The following is a 22,618-nucleotide window of genomic DNA, read 5'->3' as shown; positions in this document are numbered from 1 at the left end:
GAAAGACACTTCTTTATAAAAGTGTCTTTCTTCTTTTTTTCATTATTAATAAAAATAATAATAATAAACTTAAATAGCCAAAAAACGGGTATAAATGTTCAATTAATGTTGCATAACCAATTTGGCTAATAATATAAATGATGGATACAATAGCAAAAGTTATAAAATGCTTTGGTATGGATAAAACCGTTTCTAATTGTTTTTGAATCCCAAATAGATTACTCACAACGGATGTAAAAATTTCACCATAAATGACAATAACATAAAAGCCATACATAGAAACGAGTGAGACCTTTACTACTTCCGCCATCGGTATTTCGTATTGAGTAAAGTTAGGTAATGAAGATAACGATATATGACAAGTTAATAAAATAAAACATAATAATAACCCACCAATAAAACCTCCTCTTTTTATTACCCAATCATCATTAATCTCTCTGGCAAGTGGCACTAGGACAGGCTGAGCCAATGCAATATTTAGACTTCCATACAAGATTGGAGCAAAGAGACTCCTCCAAATAGAATTTGTCCCATTTTCCCCTTTCATAAAGGAAAATCCATGATCGACAACTGCATCAACCGATATAACGATACTAAATATAATTAAAATCGGTACGACAATAATATTTACACTTACAAGTCCTTTAACTCCTTTAAAAACTGTTATGAGAGCTAAAATAATAGTTAAAATTAATCCGATTTGAAATGACCAACCTAATTGTTCAGAAAATACTGCCCCTGCTCCAGATAACATAACAGCAGCAACACAAATTAAAATGACTAACATAAAAATATTAACGATAAGTCCAATCTTTTTTCCAAACAAATATTCGTTAAACTGCTGATAGGATGCTGCACCGATATCTTTTGCGATTAACATCATTTTCGTGCCTAGCCAAATAAATAAAAAACCTGTGATTAGTATAGTGATAAACCCGATAGAACCGTACTGTGTAAAAAACTGGACAATCTCTTTCCCTGTTGCAAAGCCCGCTCCGACGATGGTACCTACGTAAACTGCAGCAATTTGAAATGCTTCCATCCAGTTCTTTTTCAAAAGCGTTCACCTCACCTACAATAGCTTGTCATTCTACTATATGTAGGTTGCATTATAGAAAGACTAATAAACATAAACTAAAAGCTCTAACAAAAAAGAAAAGCGTACAAATTTCATGTAGCTTCTCTTTCTTTGTCTTTTATTTGTTATTAAAGTTTACGAAAAAAACTAAGTAACATTACCGGCTTACTTGGACGAATAAAACGAAAACCACGGCTTTTGAATTCAGGTATTTTAAACTTTATTTTTTTTGAACTTTTACTACCAGGGTAGCTCATATGTAAGATAATCATCGTACCTGTTGTAGCATGCATAAAGATATCGTGTAAATGGTTTTGAAATGCTTCCGCTTTTATATTTTCTACAACATGTATTTTTTCGATATTTTCTTTTGCACTTTTTTGCAATATCTCTTCTGTTTTCTCTTCCGTTACTACGTCTTTTGGTAAATGTTCTACTACTTTTTCTGCCTTTTTTTGTTGGACAATCGCTTCTTTCATTTTTTCATCGGTTTTATTCATGAAATCTACATCTTCTTTTTTTGATACACTGTTACGCATTTTTTTAACTGTTGTTAAAGGTGTTTTCGGTACAGAAAAGTACATACCGCTACCAGTAACAAGTTGTTCTTGTAATGGCAAAAACGTACCCTTTGTATTTTTTAAATAAAAAACTTTATCAGATTCCTTATCTTTTTTGGAGGAATCACAGTCCTCTAACACAACGGCTATTACTTGGTCATTTTTACTAAACCGCGTTTTTATCGATTTGATTTTTTTGTCCCATTTTTCCGGCAGGTTATATTGTTGAATTAAATATTGTTTCATCTCGTCAATGGAATGGATCTCCGGTTTGTTCTGTAAACTATATTCCGGAAAAATTGGTGTTGTTAACGGTGTGCTGAGTATTGGATCTTCTATATTTTCCTCGGTTTTTATTACTTTTGTAATGGATTGACATGAGAATATATTAAAAAGTAATACTGCAGCAAATAGTATGTGAAAGAAATTGCTCATAATAACCTCCCACATACTATTTTTTCCGTAACGAAAAAAAATATGTATTTTTATTTACTTTAATTCATAATCGGATAAATGAACAAATTCATATCCTTGACTAATAAGTATCGGAATTGCCTCTTTTACTCCAGCAGCAGTATTACTGCTAGGCTGATTCATATGGAGAATAACGATTGAACCATTTGTGGAATGGAGTAAACTTTGCTTAACTCTTTCTCGCGAAAATGTTGCACCAGCATCTCCATTTATACTAAAATTCACAACTTCAAGGTTCAAATCATTCGCGATTTTCACACTTGCCTCATCATAATAGGCAGTACCCGAGCGAAAATAACGTGGTGTATAGCCTGTCAATTTTGTTATTTTTACTTGGTTGCCCATAATTTCATTTACAACTTCCTCTTGCGATGTTGTACTTTGTATACCCCAAGCGTAGTTAGAACGAATAGATAACGGCTTATGTTCTGTACCATGGTTTTCAATTGTAAACAACGGATTACTTGCCAGCTGAAGAAATTCCTCCATATTCGCATCAATCCACCTAGCATTTACAAATATGGTAGCCTTAATGTTTTCAGCTATTAAAAAGTCTATTAAAGTTTCATCATAACCACTACCATACTCACCGCCACACGCATCAAGTGTTAATGCTATAACTTTTTCATCTGTATGAAGCATTGTTTTCACACCAAGTACATTTTCGGAAAAGTTATTTGTAGTATTATATTGTTTATGAAGTGCATCTTTTTCTAACTGTGAGAGTAGTTCCAGTTTACTTGGTACATTGTAATAATCTTCTGGATTACTTTTCTCAAAGCTAGATTTAATGTGATTGGCATGATTTCGCACATTAAAATTATTAACGGAACATCCAACGATTAGTATACAAAATAAAAGTAATACATTTAAATATTTCATACATCCCCCTATACCCCTAGACAATATGAATATTTATATCTTTATCGAGTTTTCGTAATGATCGATGAAGAAGACTTTTTGTGCAATTGATGATATTGTACCCATGCGCTTACTGCAACTTCTGAATCATAAAATGGAATAGAATTGTTCCCGATGATTTGAAATTTATCATGTCCTTTACCAGCAATGAGTACTACATCTCCTTCTCCTGCCAATTGTACTGCTCGATAAATAGCCATTCTCCTATCTCCAATACATTCATATTGATCATGAACTGCTCCTTCTGCTAAACCGTTAGTTATCTCATCTAAAGGTTCATCTAAAGGATTGTTTGTAGTAAATATAACATAATCAGAATGTTCTGTCGCAACTTCCCCCATTCTTGGTCGCTTCCCTTTATCGCGATTACCACCCGTTCCTATGACTGAAATAATTTTTCGTTTATAGAACATTTTCAAATGATGTAACACCTTTTTTATCGCATCTTCCGTATGTGCATAATCAACAATAATTGTACATGGATCTTGATCCACTAATTTCTGCATCCTTCCGATTGGTGGATGTATATTTTTAATACTTTTTATTATGGTTGGAATAGATAACTTATCTGATAATGCTGCAATTGCCGCTAATAAATTATACACATTAAACTCTCCAACTAACGGCGAAACAACGTCGTAAGTACCGTTTGGCGTGTTTAACCGAAATAATGTGTGGTCCATTTTGTACTGTATATTATTTGCCTTTAAATCTGCATCATTTTTAATTCCATACGTTATAACATTTGCACCTGTTATTTGCTCATAATAGGTAGATGCTTCGTCATCTGCATTTAACACAGCCATTTTTTGTTTCGTGAAATCTTGCCCTAACTGTGAAAACAACAACCCTTTTACATTTTTGTAATTCTCCATCGTACCGTGATAATCTAAATGATCACGAGTCAAGTTTGTAAAAACTCCAGTTTGAAAGTCCACTCCTGATAGTCTCCCTTGTAATAACCCGTGAGATGAAACTTCAAGCACAACATCCGTCACACCATTTTCAACCATATCATGTAAAACTCGTTGTAATGTTAATGAATCATTTGTTGTATTTTTACTCGGGAGCTTTTTTCCATTAATATCAATTTCAATCGTCCCGCAAAGTCCTGTTTTATATCCTTCTTGACGTAAAATATTATTTATAATAGTCGATACAGTCGTTTTTCCATTCGTTCCAGTTACACCAATGATAGAAAGTTTAGATGATGGATGACCATAAAAAGTGCTAGCTAAGTGAGCTAATGCCTTTACACTGTTATTTACTTGAACGTAACAGACACTTCCCTCAACCTCTTCTGGCATTTCTTCTACTATAATAATGGTTGCACCTTTTTCAATGGCAGCGTCTATATAACAATGACCATCGACGGTATATCCTTTTATACAAACGAAAAGAGAGTTTTCTATTACCTCACGAGAATCACAATGAATAGAGTCGACGGAATTTGGTACACTACCAACAATTTTACGGATTGAAAGTGCTCTTAATAAACTATGTGTTCGGATTGCTCTCACACCCTTTCATGAAAGAATGGTTAGAATAACTAGCTAATCGTGTATCGCTTCATTACTAATCGATTTATACTAGTTCGTCTTATGCGACTTTCAAATTTAGTAAAATGATAAATGGTTTGTATAAGTCAAAAAGTTAGTGATGAAAACAGAATTCGTCTTTTTCTATTGTAGTCAAAAAAAGCCAGTCGAATTCCTCGACTGGCTAATGTTTTATAATTCTTTATCATTTACTTGTTTTAAATATGCTTCAATTTCGTTAATGACGGATTGTACACACCCTTCTTCAAACGGGGATTTTAAGTTAGCAACCTTTACTAATTGCGTAAAAGATAGACTACCACCCTTTTTACAAAGTTCTAAATAATCATTCCACGCTTCTTCTTTGTTTTCTTGCGCTCGCTTCCAAAATTGAAGCGCACAAATTTGCGCAAGTGTATAATCAATATAATAAAATGGGGAAGCATAAATATGACCTTGCCTTTGCCAAAAACCTCCATTTTCTAAATACGTGTTCCCATCATAGTTCCGGGAAGGTAAATATTTTTTCTCCATTTCTCTCCAAGCTTTATTTCTTTCAGCTGGAGTTGCATCATAGTTTTCGTAAATATAATGTTGAAATTCATCAACTGCAACCCCATAAGGAAGAAAGCTTACAGCTCCACTTAAGTGAGCATACTTGTATTTTTCAGTGTCCTCTTTAAAGAATAAATCCATCCATGGCCACGTAAAAAACTCCATACTCATAGAGTGAATTTCACAAGCCTCGTACGTTGGCCAATTATATTCAGGAACTTTGAAATCACGGCTCATGTACACTTGAAAAGCGTGTCCAGCTTCATGTGTTAGTACATCGATATCTCCACTCGTTCCGTTAAAATTAGAAAAAATGAACGGTGCCTTATATTGTGGAATGAATGTACAATAGCCACCAGCTTCTTTACCTTTCTTTGCTACTAAATCCATCAAATCATGTGTGAGCATAAACTGGAACCATTCATTAGTCTCTGGTGAAAGCTCTTCATACATTTTCTTTCCGTTTTCGATAATCCAATTTGGGTCACCTTTTGGAGTAGCGTTTCCTGATTTAAACTTAAAGTTTTCGTCATAAAACTTTAAGTCCGAAATTCCGATTCGCTCACCTTGCTTTTCTTTTAATTGCTCTACTAATGGCACGATATACTCTTTAACTTGATCACGAAAATTTCGTACCATTTCCGCATTATAATCTGTTCTAATCATTCTTGCATAACCTAGTTCAATAAAGTTTTCAAAGCCTAATTTTTTCGCAATTGTTGTTCGAACTTTTACTAAGTCATCAAAAATTTGATCCAACTGTTGTTGGTTTTCAGAAAAGAAATTGAACTTTGCTTCACTTGCACTTTTTCGAATAGTACGGTCACTAGACTCAATGAATGGATCTATTTGTGCTAATGTTTTCTCTTCACCGTTAAACGAAATTTTAGCGGATGCTATCAGTTTATTGTATTGAGTAATAAGCTTATTTTCTTTTTGTAATTCTTCTATTATAGAAGGGTGGAACGTTTTCAATTCACATTCAGCTAAAGCAAATAATTGACTCCCCCACTTTGCTTCAAGTTCATTACGAAATTTCGATCCTAATAGTGCTTCGTACAGCTTCGTGTCAAGCGCCTGAAATAAAGGAGAAACTTCATCAAAATATTCTTGTTCTTCTCTATAAAATTCATCATTCGTATCAACAGAATGGCGAATGGATACTAAGCTTGATAGTGTACTAATTTCATTTCTAATTTCATTTATTTTCCTTAATGCTTCCTCTTGGAAAGCAACAGTACTCGCTTCAGAAAACTCCGTTAGTAACAGTTCATACTTTTCTTCTAATTGACCTACATTCGGTCTATTATATGGATATTCATGGAACTTCACAATTTAACCCCTCTTCTATATGTAATAACTGACCCAAACGACTATTTCGCTAAAGACTTTAAAAAATCCTGCTAAAATATATTTTTCTTCCCAAATAAAAAAACTGACCTTTATAGATCAGTTTTTTTGTCTTGTGCATAATAGCCGACTTTTTTCAGAAGTGAAATTGCAACTTCTTTTTCTTCTGTTGTTAACCCACCTAATAGAGCGTTTATCGTCTCTTCATGCTGAGGGAAAATTTCATGAAGTAATTCTTTCCCTTTTTCTGTTAAATGAGCAAACGTTACTCTTCTATCACTTTCACATGCTTTTCGTTCTAATAAACCTTTTCCTTCTAATTTATCAACAACGTAAGTTATACTTCCACTTGCTAGAAGTATTTTCCCACCTATTTGCTGAAGTGGTTGCTCACCTTTATGATAAAGAAGCTCTAACACAGCAAACTCTGTTGGATTTAAATTAAAACTTTGTATAGACTGATTTGCTTTATCATTAATAGTACGATAAGCTCTTGAAAGAACGATAAAAAGTTTTAAACTTTGATCGATATCATATCTTTCGTTCATTTTAAACACCCATTTCTCAAACGTATCTAATATTATAAGTTTATAGAAAATAGGACTATTGGTCAACTTGTTTGTTAAAATTTAAACATAACCTCATACTATTTCCACACTACTTTCCAATTATTGTTTATTAAAGTATCAATCGTTTTATGTTCCATTATATAATTTGCTATTAGCTCTGACATATCAGTAGGAATGTCCTTTACAACTTCCTTATGTTGAAACATCGTATAATCTCCTCCGCCACCTGCCCGGTAATTATTCATTACAACATTATATTCATCCGTTAATGAGAGGGTTTCTCCGTCTTTTTGAAGCACGACCACTCTTTCACCGATAGGTTTGCGAACATCCATTACGTATTCAATCCCTTCCCACATATCATAATTATAATGTTGTGGCTTAGGAGTAGAAAATTGAGGATTTACTGTTAATTGACCATTTTCATCAAAAGTAAAATAGGAAGCAGAACGTTCTAATGCGTCTTTTATATCTTTTCCTGTTATACGAATTACTTTTAACGTATTTGGATATATGTAATTTGACACGATATCTCTCATCGTAACATCTTTTGGAAATCCTGGTGATGTATTATTAAACAAAGCTGTATTAGATATGGATGCTCCTGAATAGTACATTTGAACTTTATTAATAAATTCAATTAAAGGGTTATCTTCCATTCTTAGTTTCAATGGATCTGTTACGAGCATATCTCCATTAATTTTACCAATTGGTTGGTCTAACCATTGTTGAACAGCGTCTTCATACTTTTTTGCTAGGTTCATAATTTCCATATCAGGATTCGTATTCTCAACAGAAATAACACTACATTTTTTTGACTGTATTTGCCATTTTTTGTCTTTTTTAAATAAGGTTACTTCTGCTTTACCGAGATATTGTCCGTTAAATCCAGGCTGTAATACAAGTACAGAACCAACTTGGTCTGCTATCACACGATGTTGATGCCCTGTTAATAAAAGATCAATACCCTCTATTTCCTTACACATACGGTATGCTTCATTTTCACCAGTGAGCGTCTCCGTTGGTTTCCCTGTTTTTAAATCACATTCAAAACCACCATGATAGCTAACAATCAAGACGTCAGGCTTTTCGTTCCTGCGAATCCACTCTACCCATTTTTTTGTAACTCCAAATGCATTTTCAAACTTTAATTTCTCAATATGATCTGGGTTTTCCCAATTAGGAATATAATGTGTAGTAACGCCTAAAATTGCTACTTTTACTTCTTCCACTTGTTTTATTACGTATGGGTTTCCAAAATAGGGCTCATTCGTTTCATCATTTAAAATATTTGCACTTAACCAAGGAAAGTTAGACTGTTCTACCGCATCATTAATTATTTCCATCCCATAATTAAATTCATGATTCCCAATAATAGCTGCATCATAATTTAACTTATTTAATATCTCTATCATCGGATTTCGTTCTTTTTTCATTTTCTTTACGTAATGATATGTAAATGGTGTACCTTGTATTAAATCTCCATTATCAATTAAAATAACGTTTTTTGAAAGGTCTCGCTCGTCTTTTATAACGGTAGCTAGTTTCGCTAAACCGAGATTCTCTTCTTCATTATTGCCGTAATTTATCGGTAGTACGTTTCCATGTACATCGCTAGTTTCTAAAATTGTTATTTTTAACTCTTCCAAAACTCCACCCTCTTTCAGCTTTTTCTTTTATAATAGAAAACGTAGAGAAAAATTTCTCTACGTTTATCTATTATTAGAAATAGTGTATCTCGTTAAACTAGACGTTTGCGAATGAAGGAAGAAATGTAATCAATTATCGTTACGACGATAATAATTACTAATAATATCATCCCTACTTCATCCCAGTTTCTATTTGCAACGGCAATTGTAATAAGGAACCCAATACCACCTGCACCTACAATACCTAAAACAGATGAAGCACGGACGTCTACTTCAAAGCGGTAAATTGCGTAAGATAAAAATTCAGGTATTACTTGAGGAAGAATACCATAGAAGAAAACTTGAGTTTTATTCGCCCCATTTGCTTCCATCGCCTCTACCACTTTCATATCTATTGATTCAATAACTTCTGAATAAAGTTTCCCTAACATCCCTGTTGAGTTGATCGCAATGGCTAATACACCTGCGAACGGTCCTGGCCCAACGGTTGCAACGAAAATAATCGCAAACACTAGTTCAGGGAATGCGCGGACAGCGTCTAACAGCCATTTACCTAACGAACTAATGATACGGAAACGGAACATATTTCTAGCAGCTAAAAACGCCATTGGTACAGCTATAATGGAGGCCATTAATGCTCCTGCATAAGCAATAAATACTGTTTCCACCATTTTCTCCATTACTTTACCAAAAGTAGACCAATCTGGTGAAAATAATTGTGGAATAACTCGAGAAAAGTTATTAATCGTCCTGTCACTAAAAATTCGTTCCCAGTTAATATTAATTTGAGTAAATGTAACAAAAAATATTGCAATTATAGCGATTGCAATCGTTGTGTATTTTAATTTCTTACTTGTAGATATTTTCTTTTTAGGAGGTAATTCGTAGCGCATTATACAATCGCCTCCCTTATTTTCGAGCTAATATATTCTATAATAACTACTACAAAAAAGATAACGATAATGAGCATCATAACATTATCATAGCGGAACCATTTTAGTTGTTGGTCTAATAATAAACCGATACCACCAGCACCTACTAAACCTAGTACAACTGATGCACGTATATTTATTTCAAACACATAAAGGGAAAAAGATACAAACTGTGGTAAAATTTGTGGAACCACACCGTACCATATTGTTTGTAATGAATTCGCTCCGGACGCACGCATCGCATCGAGTGGCTGCATATCAATTGTTTCTAACGTATCACTTAATAGTTTAGCTAAAATCCCTAAAGAGAAAAAGATTAACGCTATAATACCTGGAAATGCCCCAATACCGAAAACACCGACGAATACTACCGCTAAAATAATATCCGGAATTGTACGAATGATATTTAGAAAGAATCTAGTAATTTGGTTCGTAATTTTATTTGTATTAATGTTTCTTGCCGCAAGTAGGCAGAAAGGTATTGTTAATAAAGTTGAGATGGTGGTAGCTATTATAGCCATGTAAAAAGTTTCAACCAATGCCGGAATAACCCTACTTACATATTCTAAATTTGGAGGAAAGAAGCCTCCAAACATTTCAATCATTCTTGGGAAACTTTTTATAAACTCAGGCAATGTAGATTCAGTTTTGTAAGTACTATATAAATATAGAGCAGCTACAACGATGAAGACTAATGTTGTTTTTCGCTTCAAATCTGGAGAAGTAATACTTTTAGGTTGCACTTTCTCCTTCATTTGTTTCTCATTCATCATTAATCTTGACCTCCCACCATGTCATCCTCACGAATGGCACGGCCGTAAATCTCTTCGAACGTCTTCTCTGTCACAGTTGATGCAGGCCCATCGAACACCACTTCTCCTGCTCTCATACCGATAATACGATCCGCAAATTCCATCGCCATATCAATAAAGTGGAGGTTAACTATTGTTGTAATATTGTCTTCTTTATTGATTTGTTTTAAATAGGTCATAACTTGATGAGCTGTCGGAGGGTCTAAACTTGATACCGGCTCGTCCGCTAGTAAATATTTCGGCTTTTGTGTTAACACACGTGCAATACTTACACGTTGCTGCTGACCACCACTTAGTTCATCCGCACGATTATATATTTTTTCTTCAATGTTTACACGTTTTAAACTCTCGTACGCTAATCCAATATCTTCTTTGGAATATAAGTTAAAGATACTTCTTAACGTACCAGTGTGTCCTAATCTTCCTGCGATAACATTTTTCATAACAGAAGAACGTTTTACTAAATTGTAGTTCTGGAATATCATACCTATTTTTGTACGAAGCCTTCTTAAGTCTCTACCGTTATATGTTAAAATATTTTCTCCGTCAACTATAAGCTCTCCATCTGTTGGAGTAACGAGTCGATTTATACTTCTAATAAATGTAGATTTACCAGCACCAGATAATCCGACAATTACAACGAATTCACCCTCATTGATTTTTACATTAATGTCTTTTAACCCTTGCGTACCATTCGGATATACAAGTGATATATCTTTAAACTCTATCATTTTATTACGTACCCCTCCATGTTGGAAATATCATTAGAACATCAACAGTTATGAAATGAGCGCCATCATCTTAACGATACATAAAAGTTCTACTAAACATAAAATCTTTAGTGAGTATATGAACCGTTGGATTGTGGCGCCCAATAATAACTTTCCTTTAAACCATTTATACAATCGTTTGCCATTGTCTCGCTTAAAGTTTTTTGGATTGAAAGAACTTTCTAAAAATCCAAGAAAAAAGGAGGAAGCAAGCTTCCCCCCAACCTTACCTAAACAGAAGTTATTAACCTTCGTAACCTGTTAGTCTTGCAACGTCACGAACGATGTCATATTCTTCGTCAGATGCTTCATCAATACCAGTCCAACGGTAAACATCATTCATAATTTCAATCATTTCTTCATCATCATTGAAGCTTAAGAAAGCTTGTTTGATTTCTTCAACAAATGCAGGATCTAAAGAAGGAATAACAGAAATAGTATCGTTAGGAATAGGATCAGTATATCCTAATACTACTAGCTCTTCTTTTACCTCTGGATAGTCAGCTTCTAATACATCTCGAACATCGTCAAAAGTTGTTGCAACGTCAGCATCTCCATCTAAAACTGTTAAAGCAGCATTGTCATGAGAACCTACAGCAACTGTTTGTGCGAAAAAGTCTTGTTGTAATGCATCTGTAGAATCAATATCAAATTCTTGCATTAATTGTACTGCTGGGAATAAAAATCCACTTGTAGACGTAATATCACCAAACGCCCAAATTTTACCTTCTAAATCTGCGAATGATTCGATTCCAGAATCAGCACGAACTAAATATTGCGCCTTGTAAGAAGATGAACCGTTACGAATAGATTTTAAAATAACTTCGATATCATAACGCTCATTAGCTTGGATGTAAGCGAATGTTGGTACAAATCCGATATGTACTTTTCCACTACCCATCGCTTCAACTAAAGCTGTGTAGTTTGTCATAACGGATCCTTCGACTTCAACACCAAGAATTTCAGATAATCTTTCAGCTAAAGGCTCAACCGTGTCTGCAATTTTGTCAGATTCAGTAGATGGTACAAATCCCATAATAAGTTTATCAGGTTTTTCCGTACCCGCTTCTTCCCCAGAACCAGCACCATTGTTTGTGCCTGCATTGTTTGTTCCAGCGTTGTTGCCATTGTTAGAAGTTCCACATGCAGCTAGAGCAACTGCTAAAATCGCCACTAACATTACAGTTAGTAATTTTTTCATGTGATTTTTCCCCCTATGTAATTTAATTTTTCACACAAATAGAATTATACCCTGTATTGTCGAAATAACGCTACACTTTTTTCGTATTTTTTACAATTTCTTAATAAATTGTTAACCATTACATTGATATATAATTAAAAACGCTTACATAACTCACTGTTAACATTTGTCGAATAATAATTGTTTTTTTACTTGTTCCTATTTTGCTATAATATCTTCAACTTTATGTTTGTCTGTGAGAAGTATATAATGAGCATAGCCGCTTTACATTAGAATATATTTATATAAGTAAGTCGCCTCCTTATAGAAGATAAAAAGTTCATATTGTTTCCCTAACAAGGATGGAAAGGAAGTAATACATGATTGAAGCACTTATAGGTAGCACTTTAGCTGCATTGTCAACTGGGCTTGGTGCACTTCTTATTTTATTATTACCGAAAAGCATATCTCATCGTTCTAGGGATATGATGCTAGCATTTACTGCTGGTATTATGATGGCAGCTGCGATGATGAGCTTAATTCCAGAAGCGTTACAATACGGTGGGATTGTTCAAGTAATAGTTGGGGTTTTATTAGGTGTTTACGTTTTAAATTTACTTGAAAAATTCATTCCTCATATTGATTTAGAGCATAATAAAAGCGGGATTAAATTCGATCAAAAAGCTATGTTAATTATAGCAGCAATTACGCTACACAATATTCCGGAAGGCTTGTCTGTTGGTGTTAGTTATGCATCAGATTCAGAAGGGACTGGAAACTTAATTGCGCTTGCAATTGGATTACAAAACGCACCAGAAGGGCTATTAGTAGCACTGTTTTTAATTCAGCAGCGTATTCAAAGGTGGAAGGCATTAGTTGTCGCAACATTAACTGGCGCTGTAGAAATTCCGATGGCTTTTCTAGGATTCTATTTAACCACTTCTGTTTCATGGTTAGTTCCTTACGGTTTAGCTTTTGCAGCCGGGGCAATGTTGTTTATTATTTACAAGGAGTTAATTCCTGAAAGTCATGGTGATGGAAACGAAAGGTTATCTACCTATACGTTTATCATTGGAGTATTATTTATGATTTTCTTAATTCAAATTTTTTAACACCGGTTGAAAATCGGTGTTTTTCATCGTAAATAGTAGCTAGTTTTTTGTCTTTTCTCTTTTACTTGTCTCTTTTGGTATTCATATATTAATTGATCTAAATGCTGGCTGCATTTTATCGTTTGTTCACTTTCTATACCTGTTTTGTTAGCAACAGTTATCATGGATTCTCTCTGTTTATTTATTTCAACTAGTAAACAATCCATGTTTTTGTCCTGAGTCAATTTTACTCTCTCCCTTTCATCCCCAAACTCTCCTATCGCATTATTACAAAAAATTCAACATAAGTAAACACAATCGCAATATTAGACAAAATATTTATGAAGTTTTTTTGTACATCTTGTATCTTTATGCGAAAAGTCCACACAATAAAAATAAAATTTTTGTTGATATATATACAAACATCACTTTTTGTCGACAGGAGAATTGTTATGAAATATAAGATGTTTCTTCTAACTATTTGCTTTTTATTTACCTCTTTTTTAAGTAGTCAATTTGTAAACGGTGAAGAAATAGATAAACGAGTCGCTATTGTTATTGATGATTTTGGTAATAACATGAAAGGTACAAAACAAATATTAAACTTACCAGTACATTTAACAGTTGCTGTTATGCCATTTTTACCTACAACTGAAGAGGATGCGATTATGGCACATGAGCTCGGTCACGAAGTTATTCTTCATTTGCCAATGGAGCCCGTGAAAGGTAAAAGAAGCTGGTTAGGACCTGGTGCTATTACAACAGATCTCTCTGATGAAGAAATAATAAAAAGAGTGAACGATGCGATTGATGCAGTTCCTCATGCTGTCGGAATCAATAATCATATGGGATCGAAGGTAACTTCAAATGAACATATTATGAGAATAATACTAACTATTTGTAAAGAACGAGGTTTATACTATTTAGATAGTAAAACGAGTGGAAAGAGCGTCGTTGCGGAAGTTGCATCTGAACTTGGTGTCCCCTATTTAGAAAATGAGCTCTTCTTTGATGAAATATATAGTATTCAACATATCGAAAGACAAGCAAACAAACTGTTAAAAGATATCGACAAAAAAGAAACAATAATTGCTATTGGGCATGTTGGAGTTGCTGGGGATAAAACAGCTTCTGTATTAAAGCAGTACATTCCAATGGTAAAGAAAAAAGCTGAAACAGTAACACTCTCTGAACTATTAGTTGATAAAGAAATATTAAATCCGTATTAAATATATCGAAAAAGGTTGCCAAATAATTGGCAACCTTTTTTTCATATGATTATTCTATATCTATTTCATCTACATGTGTAACACGAAATTCTTTTTCTTCTATTTTCTTTACTAACCTTTGTACTTCGGCTTTCGTTAATTCCGCAGGTAAGTTTACAATAATTCTACGTAAATATTTCTCACCATTGTCTAGTGTGAGCATACCGTCAATGTTCACTTCTTTTAACAATGTAACTAAATCTTTAATAGCCCCTTTATGTTCAATTGTAGCTATTGTAAGCGTATGACCGCCAGTTTTCATTCCGAACGAGTCAGCCAACACATCCATCACATTTGCATGTGTAAGTATACCGAGAAATTCTTCCTTTTCATTTAAAACAGCAATAAAAGGTAATCTTTTTATTGTGAAGAACGCTTTAAAGAATGAGTCTTCTTCATAAATAAATGCATCTTCATTTTGAACGAGGGACGTAATAGGATCATTTTCTTTCCCTTTTTGCTCATATAAATAATCTAGTAAATGCACTTTGTAAATAAAACCACTAAATTTACGCCCGTTATTTGATAAAACTGGTATGCAACGGTACCCAGATTCTTTCACTTTTTCATAAGCTTCTTTCACAGTAAAAGTCGGTTCACAATATTGAACATCAAATTTAGAAACAAAATTATAACGAACTTTCATCACTATCACTCCCTTGGCTTCATCCAATAGAAAATTTTCTACTTCATACCTTTAAAATACCATAAGGGCGGAAAAACGTAAAGAAAATTCACAATGTTCTAACAATAGATTCATTTGCATGTAAAGCTTAATGTTCTTTCGTTCCCTTACACTTCCAACTATACAGTTAATCCAAACGGTTGTAAGCAGTTTTTTAACGTTATATATGGACATTATTTGACAGTATTTTCAATTTCTCACCGCTTACTAAACTCTATCAACAACATCAATACTTGGACTTTTATATATATTCCCTAAAGTTTTGATTCATAACAAAAAAAACGCAAAAGGTATGGATCCCTTTGCGTTTTTGCTAATTTTTACGTCTAGCTTCGCCTAATCGGTTTTCAGGCTAATTAACAAGTCGTATATACTTCTAATTAATTACTATTAACTTCTTCTTTTTCGTAAATTGGAACCCAACCTTCTGTTGTAACAAAGATGCGAACAGCAACTACTTTACGATCTTCCATTAAAGTAAAGTAGTGTCGTACATTTTCTGGTACTGAAATTAAATCACCTGGCTGCAATTCAACATCGAAGAAGTTTCCTTCATTATCTTGAATTACAAAAATCCCGTGACCGCTTACGATAAAACGAACTTCATCATCTGTATGATGATGTTCCTGTTGGAAATTGGTTAATAACTGATCTAAGTTTGGTGTAGAATCAGACAAAGAAATAACATCACTAGATTTATAACCTCGACGCTCTGAAATGTCAGCAATTTCTTCTCCAAATACAGCTAAAATTTCTTCTTTTTCCTCATCTGTTAGTGCATATTTTTCTTTTAAGTTAGATGGTAATTTTGTAATGTCCCATTTCTCGTAAATTACTTCATTCTTTTCTAAAAATGCTACTACTTTTTCCTCATTTTCAATTCTTTCATTAGTTGCATGTAAACGAATTTGTGCCATTATATTTCCTCCTCAATAATTTTATATATTTTTCAGTTCTAGTTAAGCAATTGGCATAACTGGATACTGTTTTTGAACATTTTGCAAAGCTAGCAATTTTAGATGGTAAGAAAACAAAAACTCCCAAGCTTCTAAATATTTTTTTGCTTCAAAAGCCGTTTCTCCCCAAACGGTGATTCCATGGTTTAATATAAGGACCGCTCCTTTGTCTCCATGAATGTATTTAGAGAACTGTTGAGAAAGGGTAGGAATATGTGCATCATTTTTTATAATTGGAATAGAAACCTCTGCATCTTCTTCCCAATAACCTAAAGCTTTAATAATTTCTTGCCCTTTAAAAGTAATTTTTCCATCTTCTTTATAAATTTCCGATATAACGTTATTATCAATCGTATGGACGTGAAATACCGCTCCTGCATTAGTTCTGTTATAAACTTCAACATGCAATTGCGTTTCAGCTGAAGGTTTTAATTTTGTTTCTTCAGCGGGTGCGCCTGTATTATCTACTAGCAAAAAATCCTCTGCTGTTCGTTTTCGCTTATCTTTTCCGCTTGCTGTTACGAAGAATGTTAGAGGGTTTGTTGAAACTTTAATAGACAAATTTCCACTTGTTCCTGGAAACCAATCTCTTTCGGCAAACTCATCCTTTACATCCGCTAGTTCATTCCACTTTTGCAAATAACGACTCATACCGTAACCTCCAGTCGTTGTAGTATGGAAATGACATCATCGAACGTTTCGAACGATTCATAAGCGAGTTTATTTTCTTCGCATTTTTCTATTAAAAAATCTCTCGCAATCACTTTATCTGCTAATTTAGCTGCTTGTAGATCAGTGATGGAGTCACCAATAACCACTTTGTATGAAGTATCGTTTGCAATTTTTCGAATGATGGAAGGTTTGCAGCAGCCGCAATCGTTATCACATTGTTCATCACAACTATGTGGCCAAGTTATAGTAATATTCTCGTTTGAAAAATCAGCTCTATTGCAATAGATATATTCCTCTTCAATCCGTCCTTTTAATAACGGCTTGACGAAAAAGTCGATTCCACCAGAAACAATATATAGTGGGATCTCTTGCTCTTTTACGTAAGCAATGAAGCGGTCGAACCCTTCGCGTATTTTCGCTTGTTGCACAATAAAGTTAGTAATCTCTTCCCTCTTACTGGATGAAAGTAAAGCAAACATTTCCCCTACTCCATCTTGTATACTAATTTGTTGAGATAACACTTGATCCTTTAATGAAACCCATTCATCAGGTGCAAATTGCTTCATCGCTGCAATAATGTTATCTGACTTCGTTACAGTTCCATCAAAATCACAAAAAATAACAGGTTGTCTTTTTAAAGTTGTCATCTTATTTTTCACCCCAAAGCTGTAATGCTTTCTGTAATTCCTCTTTTTCTGCAGCTGCCTCTCCTAACGTTTTCCCTTCCAGTACGGCGTCTACAGCTTGACGGAATGCTTTAGCACCACCAGCGGCTCCATCAGGGTGCCCATGTACTCCGCCTCCAGCATTAATAACTGACTCTTGACCAAAATCATTTATTAATAACGGCACTAAACCAGGATGAATACCAGCAGATGGGACAGGTAAGCTTGCTTTTACAAGATCCTCTTTCGTTAACTCTTTTGCAATTTTTAATGTTGCCTCTTTTTTTAGCGCTACACTTCCATAAGGAGAAGGGAAAAGGGAAAAATCTGCCCCAGCATATCGTAGTAATTTACCTAATAATAGCTCATACGAAACCCCGTAAACTGGTGAAGGTGTTAAAGCACCACTAAATGCAGGATGGGCCATTATTGGTATTTTGATATCTTTATCTTCTGCGAGACTTTGTAAACAATCTAGTCCATAGGAGAAAACGTTAAATAATAACATGTCAGCTCCAAGTTCTACCGCTCTTTTCGCCTTATCCCTTAACTCATATGTTCTACCAGTAATGTTCACCGCGTAAAGCGTACGATGCCCTGTTTGTTCGTACACATTTTGAAGTACTTCCTTACCGGCAATTATTCTATTTTCAAACGGTGTTAATTCATTTTCAAATAATATTTCATCGTCTTTTACAAAATCCACTCCGCCTAACGCTTGCTCTTTTAATTGGTCTCGTAAAAAGGCGAGATCACGCCCTAATACTCCTTTAAAAATACTCATTACAAACGGACGCTCCCACACACCTGTTTTTTCTCGAATACCTTGAATACCAAATTTCGGTCCTGGAAAACTTCTTTTTAGTTCATCACTAAACTGTAAATCAAGTAATTTAATTTCTCCATCAAGAGAAAGCTTCCCAAAAACTGTAGTGATAATGGCAGGAATGTCATTAGAAAAATTAAGTGATGGATAAGCAATTTTGATAAGTCCTTTTGTTCTCTTCTCACCGAAATATCTGTTAACCTTTTCGTCCTCTGGCAGATATTCAACATGTACTACTCGACCTTTATGTTTTTTTAACTGATCCTGGTCTACTTTTGGTAAATCTGTCCAAGAACCAACTGTTAGTCCAAGGGCAATCCCTTCTGCTTTTCTTTCTAGATTCCCCTTCGCATCATGAACTAAGTATGTAGCAATTACTTCACTCATCTATTCCACACCCTTTTGTAAAAATTACTGTGCTGTTGTACCTCTTTAAAATGAATTAAATACAAAATAAAAACCTCTTCCAATAAGAAGAGGTTAGGTATCCTAACATCCTCTTATCTCCCAGCTAAAAAAGCTGCAAGATTTAGCACCGTGCTTAAAAATAAGTCGGTTGCCGGGTTTCATCGGGCTAGTCCCTCCACCTGCTCTTGATAAGAAAACGTAATATATTCATTTTTTTACTATTACAAAAATAGAAAATCTAGTTGAGATTATGACATTGGTAATCTTTTTTGTCAACAGTGATTAAGAAAATAATTGCAATTTTTTAATTCGATCAACCGCTTCTTGTAATCTTTCTGTACTTGTTAATAGCCCTACTCTCACATAACCTTCACCGTATGATCCAAAGCCAATTCCTGGTGCAACGACAATATGAGCATTTTCTAATAAGTAATCAGAAAAGCTTTCAGAAGTATAGCCATTAGGGACTTTTAACCATGCGAAAAAGGATCCTTGTGGGGCATTAACGTCCCAACCAATTTCTTTCAATCCGTTTACGAGAACGTTACGTCTCTCCTCATACATTTCCACTAATTCATCTACACAATGTTGAGAGTCTAAAAGCGCAGTTGCAGCAGCTTCTTGTATACTACTAAAAAGGCTCACATATAGATGGTCTTGAAGTAAATTGATCGCTTCAATTACACTAGCATTCCCAACGGCAAAACCGACTCTCCACCCTGCCATATTATATGTTTTTGATAAGGTATATATTTCTACGCCAACATTTTTAGCACCAGCAGTTTGTAGAAAACTAATTGGACGATTCCCCTCAAAGCCGATAGCGCCATATGCAAAATCATGAACGACACAAATATTATTTTTATTTGCTAGCTCTAATGTTTCTTCAAAAAAAGCAGCTGTTGCCATAGCACCTGTAGGATTATTCGGATAGTTTAAAAACATTAACTTTGCATCTTTCAGCACAGATTCTGAGATATTTTGATAGTTTGGTAGAAAATTATTTTTCTCTTCAAGTGGCATTACTTCCATGTTTGCCTTTGCTAGCGCAACTCCAGACAAATAATCTGGATAGCCTGGATCAGGGACTAAAACGGTGTCACCTTCATTAAGCAAACAAACGGGCAGCTCTACTAATCCAGCTTTTCCGCCAAAAAGAACAGCTATTTCTGTTGCTGGATCTAACACTACATCGTATTCTCGTTTATAAAATGCTGCAACCGCCTCTTTTAAAAAATCATGGCCTCGAAATGGGGCATATTTATGATGTTGTGGTTTCAATACCGCATTTTGCATCGATTGTACAATATGTTGCGGTGTTGGCTGATCCGGATTTCCTTGTCCTAAGTTAATGACATCATGACCTAATGCAACTACTTTTCCGCTCTTTTCAACAAGGGATGCAAAAAATTGTTTTGGTAACGTTTGTAACAATTTTGATTGTTTAAAGTTTTTCATTTGTACACCTTCTTAAAAAAATGTTGAAATACTAGTGACAAATCATATAATGTTAAAAGCAAAATGTAAAGAGTTTTTTGAAATTTTCTGTAATGGGCTATACACAATGAATAATAAATTGTAAATTAGATGCAGGTAGCAGAAAACGACGAAGGCTAATAAAGGGGGACTTTTATATGTCATGGAAAGTAGCTTGTATTCAGTTTGATATAACGTTCGGTTCACCGCAAGAAAATGTTAAAAAAGTAGAAAAATTGATTATGGAAACTGTACAGAAATATAGCCCTAAAATTATCGTATTACCAGAGTTATGGACGACAGGGTACGATTTAACCCGGTTAGACGAAATTGGTGACAATAACGGTGACACTACTAAAAAAACACTTCAAATGTTAGCAAAAAAACATAATGTTCATATTGTCGGTGGTTCCGTTGCTAAAAATACATCTAAAGGTACATATAACACCATGTACACTGTAAACGACGAAGGCGATATTGTAGGTGAATATAGTAAGCTACATTTGTTTCAGTTAATGTATGAGCATCTATACTTACAACCAGGAAAAAATGATGGATTATTTCAACTAGATGGGGAAACTTGCGCTGGAGTTATTTGTTACGATATTCGCTTTCCTGAGTGGATTCGTACCCATACAACGGGAGGCGCAAAAGTGGTTTTCGTCGTTGCGGAATGGCCATTATCACGGCTCGAGCATTGGAGAGCTTTATTAATTGCTAGAGCTATTGAAAATCAATGCTATGTAGTTGCAGCTAACCGTGTTGGGAAGGACCCTAATAACGTATTTGCTGGCCATTCAATGATTATCGACCCATGGGGGGAAGTTTTAGCGGAAGGTTTGGAAGACGAAGCAATCGTTGTTAGTGACATTGATTTAGAAAAAGTGGAGAAGGTTCGGAAGCAAATACCGATATTCGAAGATCGGAAACCTAGTTATTATTAATACTATGTTAAAAGCATTGTAGCGTTATTGTTGCAATGCTTTTTTATTTTTATAGTATACATTTTTAAAAAACCTTTGGGGCAATTCTGAAAATAGGCTAGTAGTATGTTAGTTCGTTTCTCTTCGCGTTCAGTCATTTGATTTTCACGAGAGTATGTTGAGCGTTCCCTCCCCTTCCACTGCTTTTACTAACACGGTGGAAAAATCCTCCTGTTTATATTCTTTATGGTTCCTATTATGTTACATATTTATTAACTTAAAAAGGACTCCAAAATTGGAGTCCTTTTATTATTTGGCTAGCATTATTATTTTTGAACGTTAGCAGCTTGAGGTCCACGAGCACCTTCAACGATTTCGAAAGTAACTTCTTGACCTTCTTCTAAAGATTTGAAACCTTCGCCTTGGATAGCAGAGAAGTGAACGAATACGTCGTCTTGACCTTCAACTTCGATGAAACCGAAACCTTTTTCTGCGTTAAACCATTTTACTTTACCTTGTAACATTTTTTGTTCCTCCTTGCGGGTTAACCCACGTAAAAATTTATTACTATTCTTGCTCGTTCACAAAACACTTCCAGACGAAATTGCTATTATTTCTGACTTTCCACATTATTTTCACGAACAAAAATAATAACTTTATAATAACAGGAATATTGAAAAAGTTCAAGACATACAAACGATTTTACCTAGTAGAAAAATAAATTCGGGCAGTTGTCAAGTAATTTTCGGTTGCTGTTAAATATTCGAACAGTTGTATGTAATTTCTCATTGCTGTTAAGTAATTTCGGGTAGTTGCTAAGTAATTTTCGAGTGCTGTTAAGTAATTTCGAATTGTTGTTAAGTAATTTCCGAGTGCTGTTAAGTAATTTCGAATTGTTGTTAAGTAATTTCCGAGTGCTGTTATGTAATTTCGAATTGTTGTTAAGTAATTTCCGAGTGCTGTTAAGTAATTTCGAATTGTTGTTAAGTAATTTCCGAGTGCTGTTAAGTAAAATCAGTCGTCATGCACACTTTCTAAATTGCACGTAAAAAAGTTCATCCATCTTGCTTAGAGAACCGTCTTTTACTTTTGAAAGTTGACAATTTGCGCTTAAAATCTGATGTAAATTAGCATTCTCGCTCCGATAACAGTAACATTTATTATTTTAAACCGTCTGAGTGGGGCTAATGTGCTAAATTCATCTTTGAAGAGCAAAGAAAATAACAAACACTTCATTATTTTTAAAAATTTTCTTGACAA

The 22,618-nt window shown here is 34.4% G+C and carries 22 protein-coding genes and 1 riboswitch; of the genes, 3 read left to right on the top strand and 19 right to left on the bottom strand.

The window, feature by feature from the left end:
* Nucleotides 1–13: 13 nt before the first annotated feature.
* The 11 genes from O1A01_RS11845 to O1A01_RS11795 form a co-directional block, all read right to left on the bottom strand.
* Nucleotides 14–1,042 (bottom strand): YkvI family membrane protein, encoded by a 1,029-nt coding sequence (locus tag O1A01_RS11845; RefSeq protein WP_157076596.1) that lies wholly within the window; start codon nt 1,040–1,042, stop codon nt 14–16.
* A gap of 164 nt (nt 1,043–1,206) precedes the next feature.
* A complete protein-coding gene (locus O1A01_RS11840; protein WP_270066327.1) occupies nt 1,207–2,073 on the bottom strand; it encodes a hypothetical protein in 867 nt (288 codons plus the stop codon).
* Nucleotides 2,074–2,127: 54 nt separating this feature from the next.
* Nucleotides 2,128–2,994 carry a polysaccharide deacetylase family protein gene (locus O1A01_RS11835; protein WP_066412568.1) on the bottom strand — a complete coding sequence of 289 codons (867 nt, stop codon included), beginning with the start codon at nt 2,992–2,994 and terminating at the stop codon, nt 2,128–2,130.
* 41 nt (nt 2,995–3,035) lie between these two features.
* A complete protein-coding gene (locus O1A01_RS11830) occupies nt 3,036–4,553 on the bottom strand; it encodes a UDP-N-acetylmuramoyl-L-alanyl-D-glutamate--2,6-diaminopimelate ligase (protein ID WP_066412566.1) in 1,518 nt (505 codons plus the stop codon).
* A 210-nt stretch (nt 4,554–4,763) separates the two neighbouring features.
* Nucleotides 4,764–6,458 carry a M3 family oligoendopeptidase gene (locus tag O1A01_RS11825; RefSeq protein ID WP_066412563.1) on the bottom strand — a complete coding sequence of 565 codons (1,695 nt, stop codon included), beginning with the start codon at nt 6,456–6,458 and terminating at the stop codon, nt 4,764–4,766.
* Nucleotides 6,459–6,568: 110 nt separating this feature from the next.
* A complete protein-coding gene (locus O1A01_RS11820; RefSeq protein ID WP_270066326.1) occupies nt 6,569–7,024 on the bottom strand; it encodes a MarR family winged helix-turn-helix transcriptional regulator in 456 nt (151 codons plus the stop codon).
* A 98-nt stretch (nt 7,025–7,122) separates the two neighbouring features.
* Complete coding sequence (locus tag O1A01_RS11815; RefSeq protein WP_066412558.1) at nt 7,123–8,694, bottom strand: bifunctional metallophosphatase/5'-nucleotidase; 1,572 nt, start codon at nt 8,692–8,694, stop codon at nt 7,123–7,125.
* Between the two features lie 92 nt (nt 8,695–8,786).
* Nucleotides 8,787–9,587, bottom strand: a complete 801-nt coding sequence (gene phnE / locus O1A01_RS11810; RefSeq protein ID WP_066412556.1) for a phosphonate ABC transporter, permease protein PhnE — start codon at nt 9,585–9,587, stop codon at nt 8,787–8,789.
* Nucleotides 9,587–10,399 (bottom strand): phosphonate ABC transporter, permease protein PhnE, encoded by an 813-nt coding sequence (phnE, locus tag O1A01_RS11805; protein ID WP_066412554.1) that lies wholly within the window; start codon nt 10,397–10,399, stop codon nt 9,587–9,589. Before phnE (O1A01_RS11805) ends, phnE (O1A01_RS11810) begins: the two co-directional genes overlap by 1 nt.
* Nucleotides 10,399–11,169: a phosphonate ABC transporter ATP-binding protein gene (phnC, locus tag O1A01_RS11800; RefSeq protein ID WP_066412548.1), complete on the bottom strand. Its 771-nt coding sequence runs from the start codon at nt 11,167–11,169 to the stop codon at nt 10,399–10,401. Before phnC ends, phnE (O1A01_RS11805) begins: the two co-directional genes overlap by 1 nt.
* A 283-nt stretch (nt 11,170–11,452) precedes the next feature.
* Entirely contained in the window at nt 11,453–12,409 is a 957-nt protein-coding gene (locus tag O1A01_RS11795) for a phosphate/phosphite/phosphonate ABC transporter substrate-binding protein (protein WP_066412545.1), read from the bottom strand.
* Nucleotides 12,410–12,768: 359 nt separating this feature from the next.
* On the opposite strand from O1A01_RS11795, the gene O1A01_RS11790 reads away from it, so the two are divergent.
* Nucleotides 12,769–13,500, top strand: a complete 732-nt coding sequence (locus O1A01_RS11790) for a ZIP family metal transporter (protein ID WP_066412542.1) — start codon at nt 12,769–12,771, stop codon at nt 13,498–13,500.
* A 23-nt stretch (nt 13,501–13,523) separates the two neighbouring features.
* Here O1A01_RS11790 and O1A01_RS11785 read toward each other — a convergent pair whose 3' ends face one another.
* Nucleotides 13,524–13,724: an aspartyl-phosphate phosphatase Spo0E family protein gene (locus O1A01_RS11785; protein WP_235858059.1), complete on the bottom strand. Its 201-nt coding sequence runs from the start codon at nt 13,722–13,724 to the stop codon at nt 13,524–13,526.
* Nucleotides 13,725–13,931: 207 nt separating this feature from the next.
* Here O1A01_RS11785 and O1A01_RS11780 point away from each other — a divergent pair, with 207 nt between their 5' ends.
* Nucleotides 13,932–14,708, top strand: a complete 777-nt coding sequence (locus O1A01_RS11780; RefSeq protein ID WP_066412539.1) for a divergent polysaccharide deacetylase family protein — start codon at nt 13,932–13,934, stop codon at nt 14,706–14,708.
* Between the two features lie 49 nt (nt 14,709–14,757).
* On the opposite strand, the gene cbpA is transcribed toward O1A01_RS11780, so the two are convergent.
* The 6 genes from cbpA to O1A01_RS11750 form a co-directional block, all read right to left on the bottom strand.
* Nucleotides 14,758–15,393, bottom strand: coding sequence for a cyclic di-AMP binding protein CbpA (gene cbpA / locus O1A01_RS11775; protein WP_066412536.1), 636 nt, complete (start codon nt 15,391–15,393; stop codon nt 14,758–14,760).
* Between the two features lie 419 nt (nt 15,394–15,812).
* The gene (locus tag O1A01_RS11770) at nt 15,813–16,349 is read right to left on the bottom strand and encodes a 1,2-dihydroxy-3-keto-5-methylthiopentene dioxygenase (protein ID WP_066412533.1); all 537 of its coding nucleotides are present in this window, start codon (nt 16,347–16,349) and stop codon (nt 15,813–15,815) included.
* Between the two features lie 42 nt (nt 16,350–16,391).
* The gene (locus O1A01_RS11765; protein ID WP_270066325.1) at nt 16,392–17,039 is read right to left on the bottom strand and encodes a methylthioribulose 1-phosphate dehydratase; all 648 of its coding nucleotides are present in this window, start codon (nt 17,037–17,039) and stop codon (nt 16,392–16,394) included.
* Nucleotides 17,036–17,707 carry a 2-hydroxy-3-keto-5-methylthiopentenyl-1-phosphate phosphatase gene (locus O1A01_RS11760; protein ID WP_270066324.1) on the bottom strand — a complete coding sequence of 224 codons (672 nt, stop codon included), beginning with the start codon at nt 17,705–17,707 and terminating at the stop codon, nt 17,036–17,038. The genes O1A01_RS11765 and O1A01_RS11760 overlap by 4 nt, the downstream gene beginning before the upstream one ends.
* Nucleotide 17,708: 1 nt before the next feature.
* The gene (gene mtnW / locus O1A01_RS11755; RefSeq protein WP_270066323.1) at nt 17,709–18,938 is read right to left on the bottom strand and encodes a 2,3-diketo-5-methylthiopentyl-1-phosphate enolase; all 1,230 of its coding nucleotides are present in this window, start codon (nt 18,936–18,938) and stop codon (nt 17,709–17,711) included.
* A gap of 110 nt (nt 18,939–19,048) precedes the next feature.
* Nucleotides 19,049–19,154: riboswitch (SAM riboswitch) on the bottom strand.
* A gap of 87 nt (nt 19,155–19,241) precedes the next feature.
* On the bottom strand, nt 19,242–20,417 hold the full coding sequence (locus O1A01_RS11750; protein WP_270066322.1) for a pyridoxal phosphate-dependent aminotransferase: 1,176 nt from the start codon (nt 20,415–20,417) through the stop codon (nt 19,242–19,244).
* Nucleotides 20,418–20,593: 176 nt separating this feature from the next.
* Here O1A01_RS11750 and O1A01_RS11745 point away from each other — a divergent pair, with 176 nt between their 5' ends.
* Nucleotides 20,594–21,379: a carbon-nitrogen family hydrolase gene (locus tag O1A01_RS11745; protein WP_066412522.1), complete on the top strand. Its 786-nt coding sequence runs from the start codon at nt 20,594–20,596 to the stop codon at nt 21,377–21,379.
* Between the two features lie 305 nt (nt 21,380–21,684).
* Here O1A01_RS11745 and cspD read toward each other — a convergent pair whose 3' ends face one another.
* A complete protein-coding gene (cspD, locus tag O1A01_RS11740; protein ID WP_066412518.1) occupies nt 21,685–21,882 on the bottom strand; it encodes a cold-shock protein CspD in 198 nt (65 codons plus the stop codon).
* Between the last annotated feature and the right edge of the window lie 736 nt (nt 21,883–22,618).

Source organism: Sutcliffiella sp. NC1 (assembly GCF_027594365.1).
Lineage (GTDB): Bacteria > Bacillota > Bacilli > Bacillales > Bacillaceae_I > Sutcliffiella > Sutcliffiella cohnii.
The sequence above is the reverse complement of the archived record's forward strand: the minus strand, read 5'-3'. Positions and strand labels throughout refer to the sequence as shown.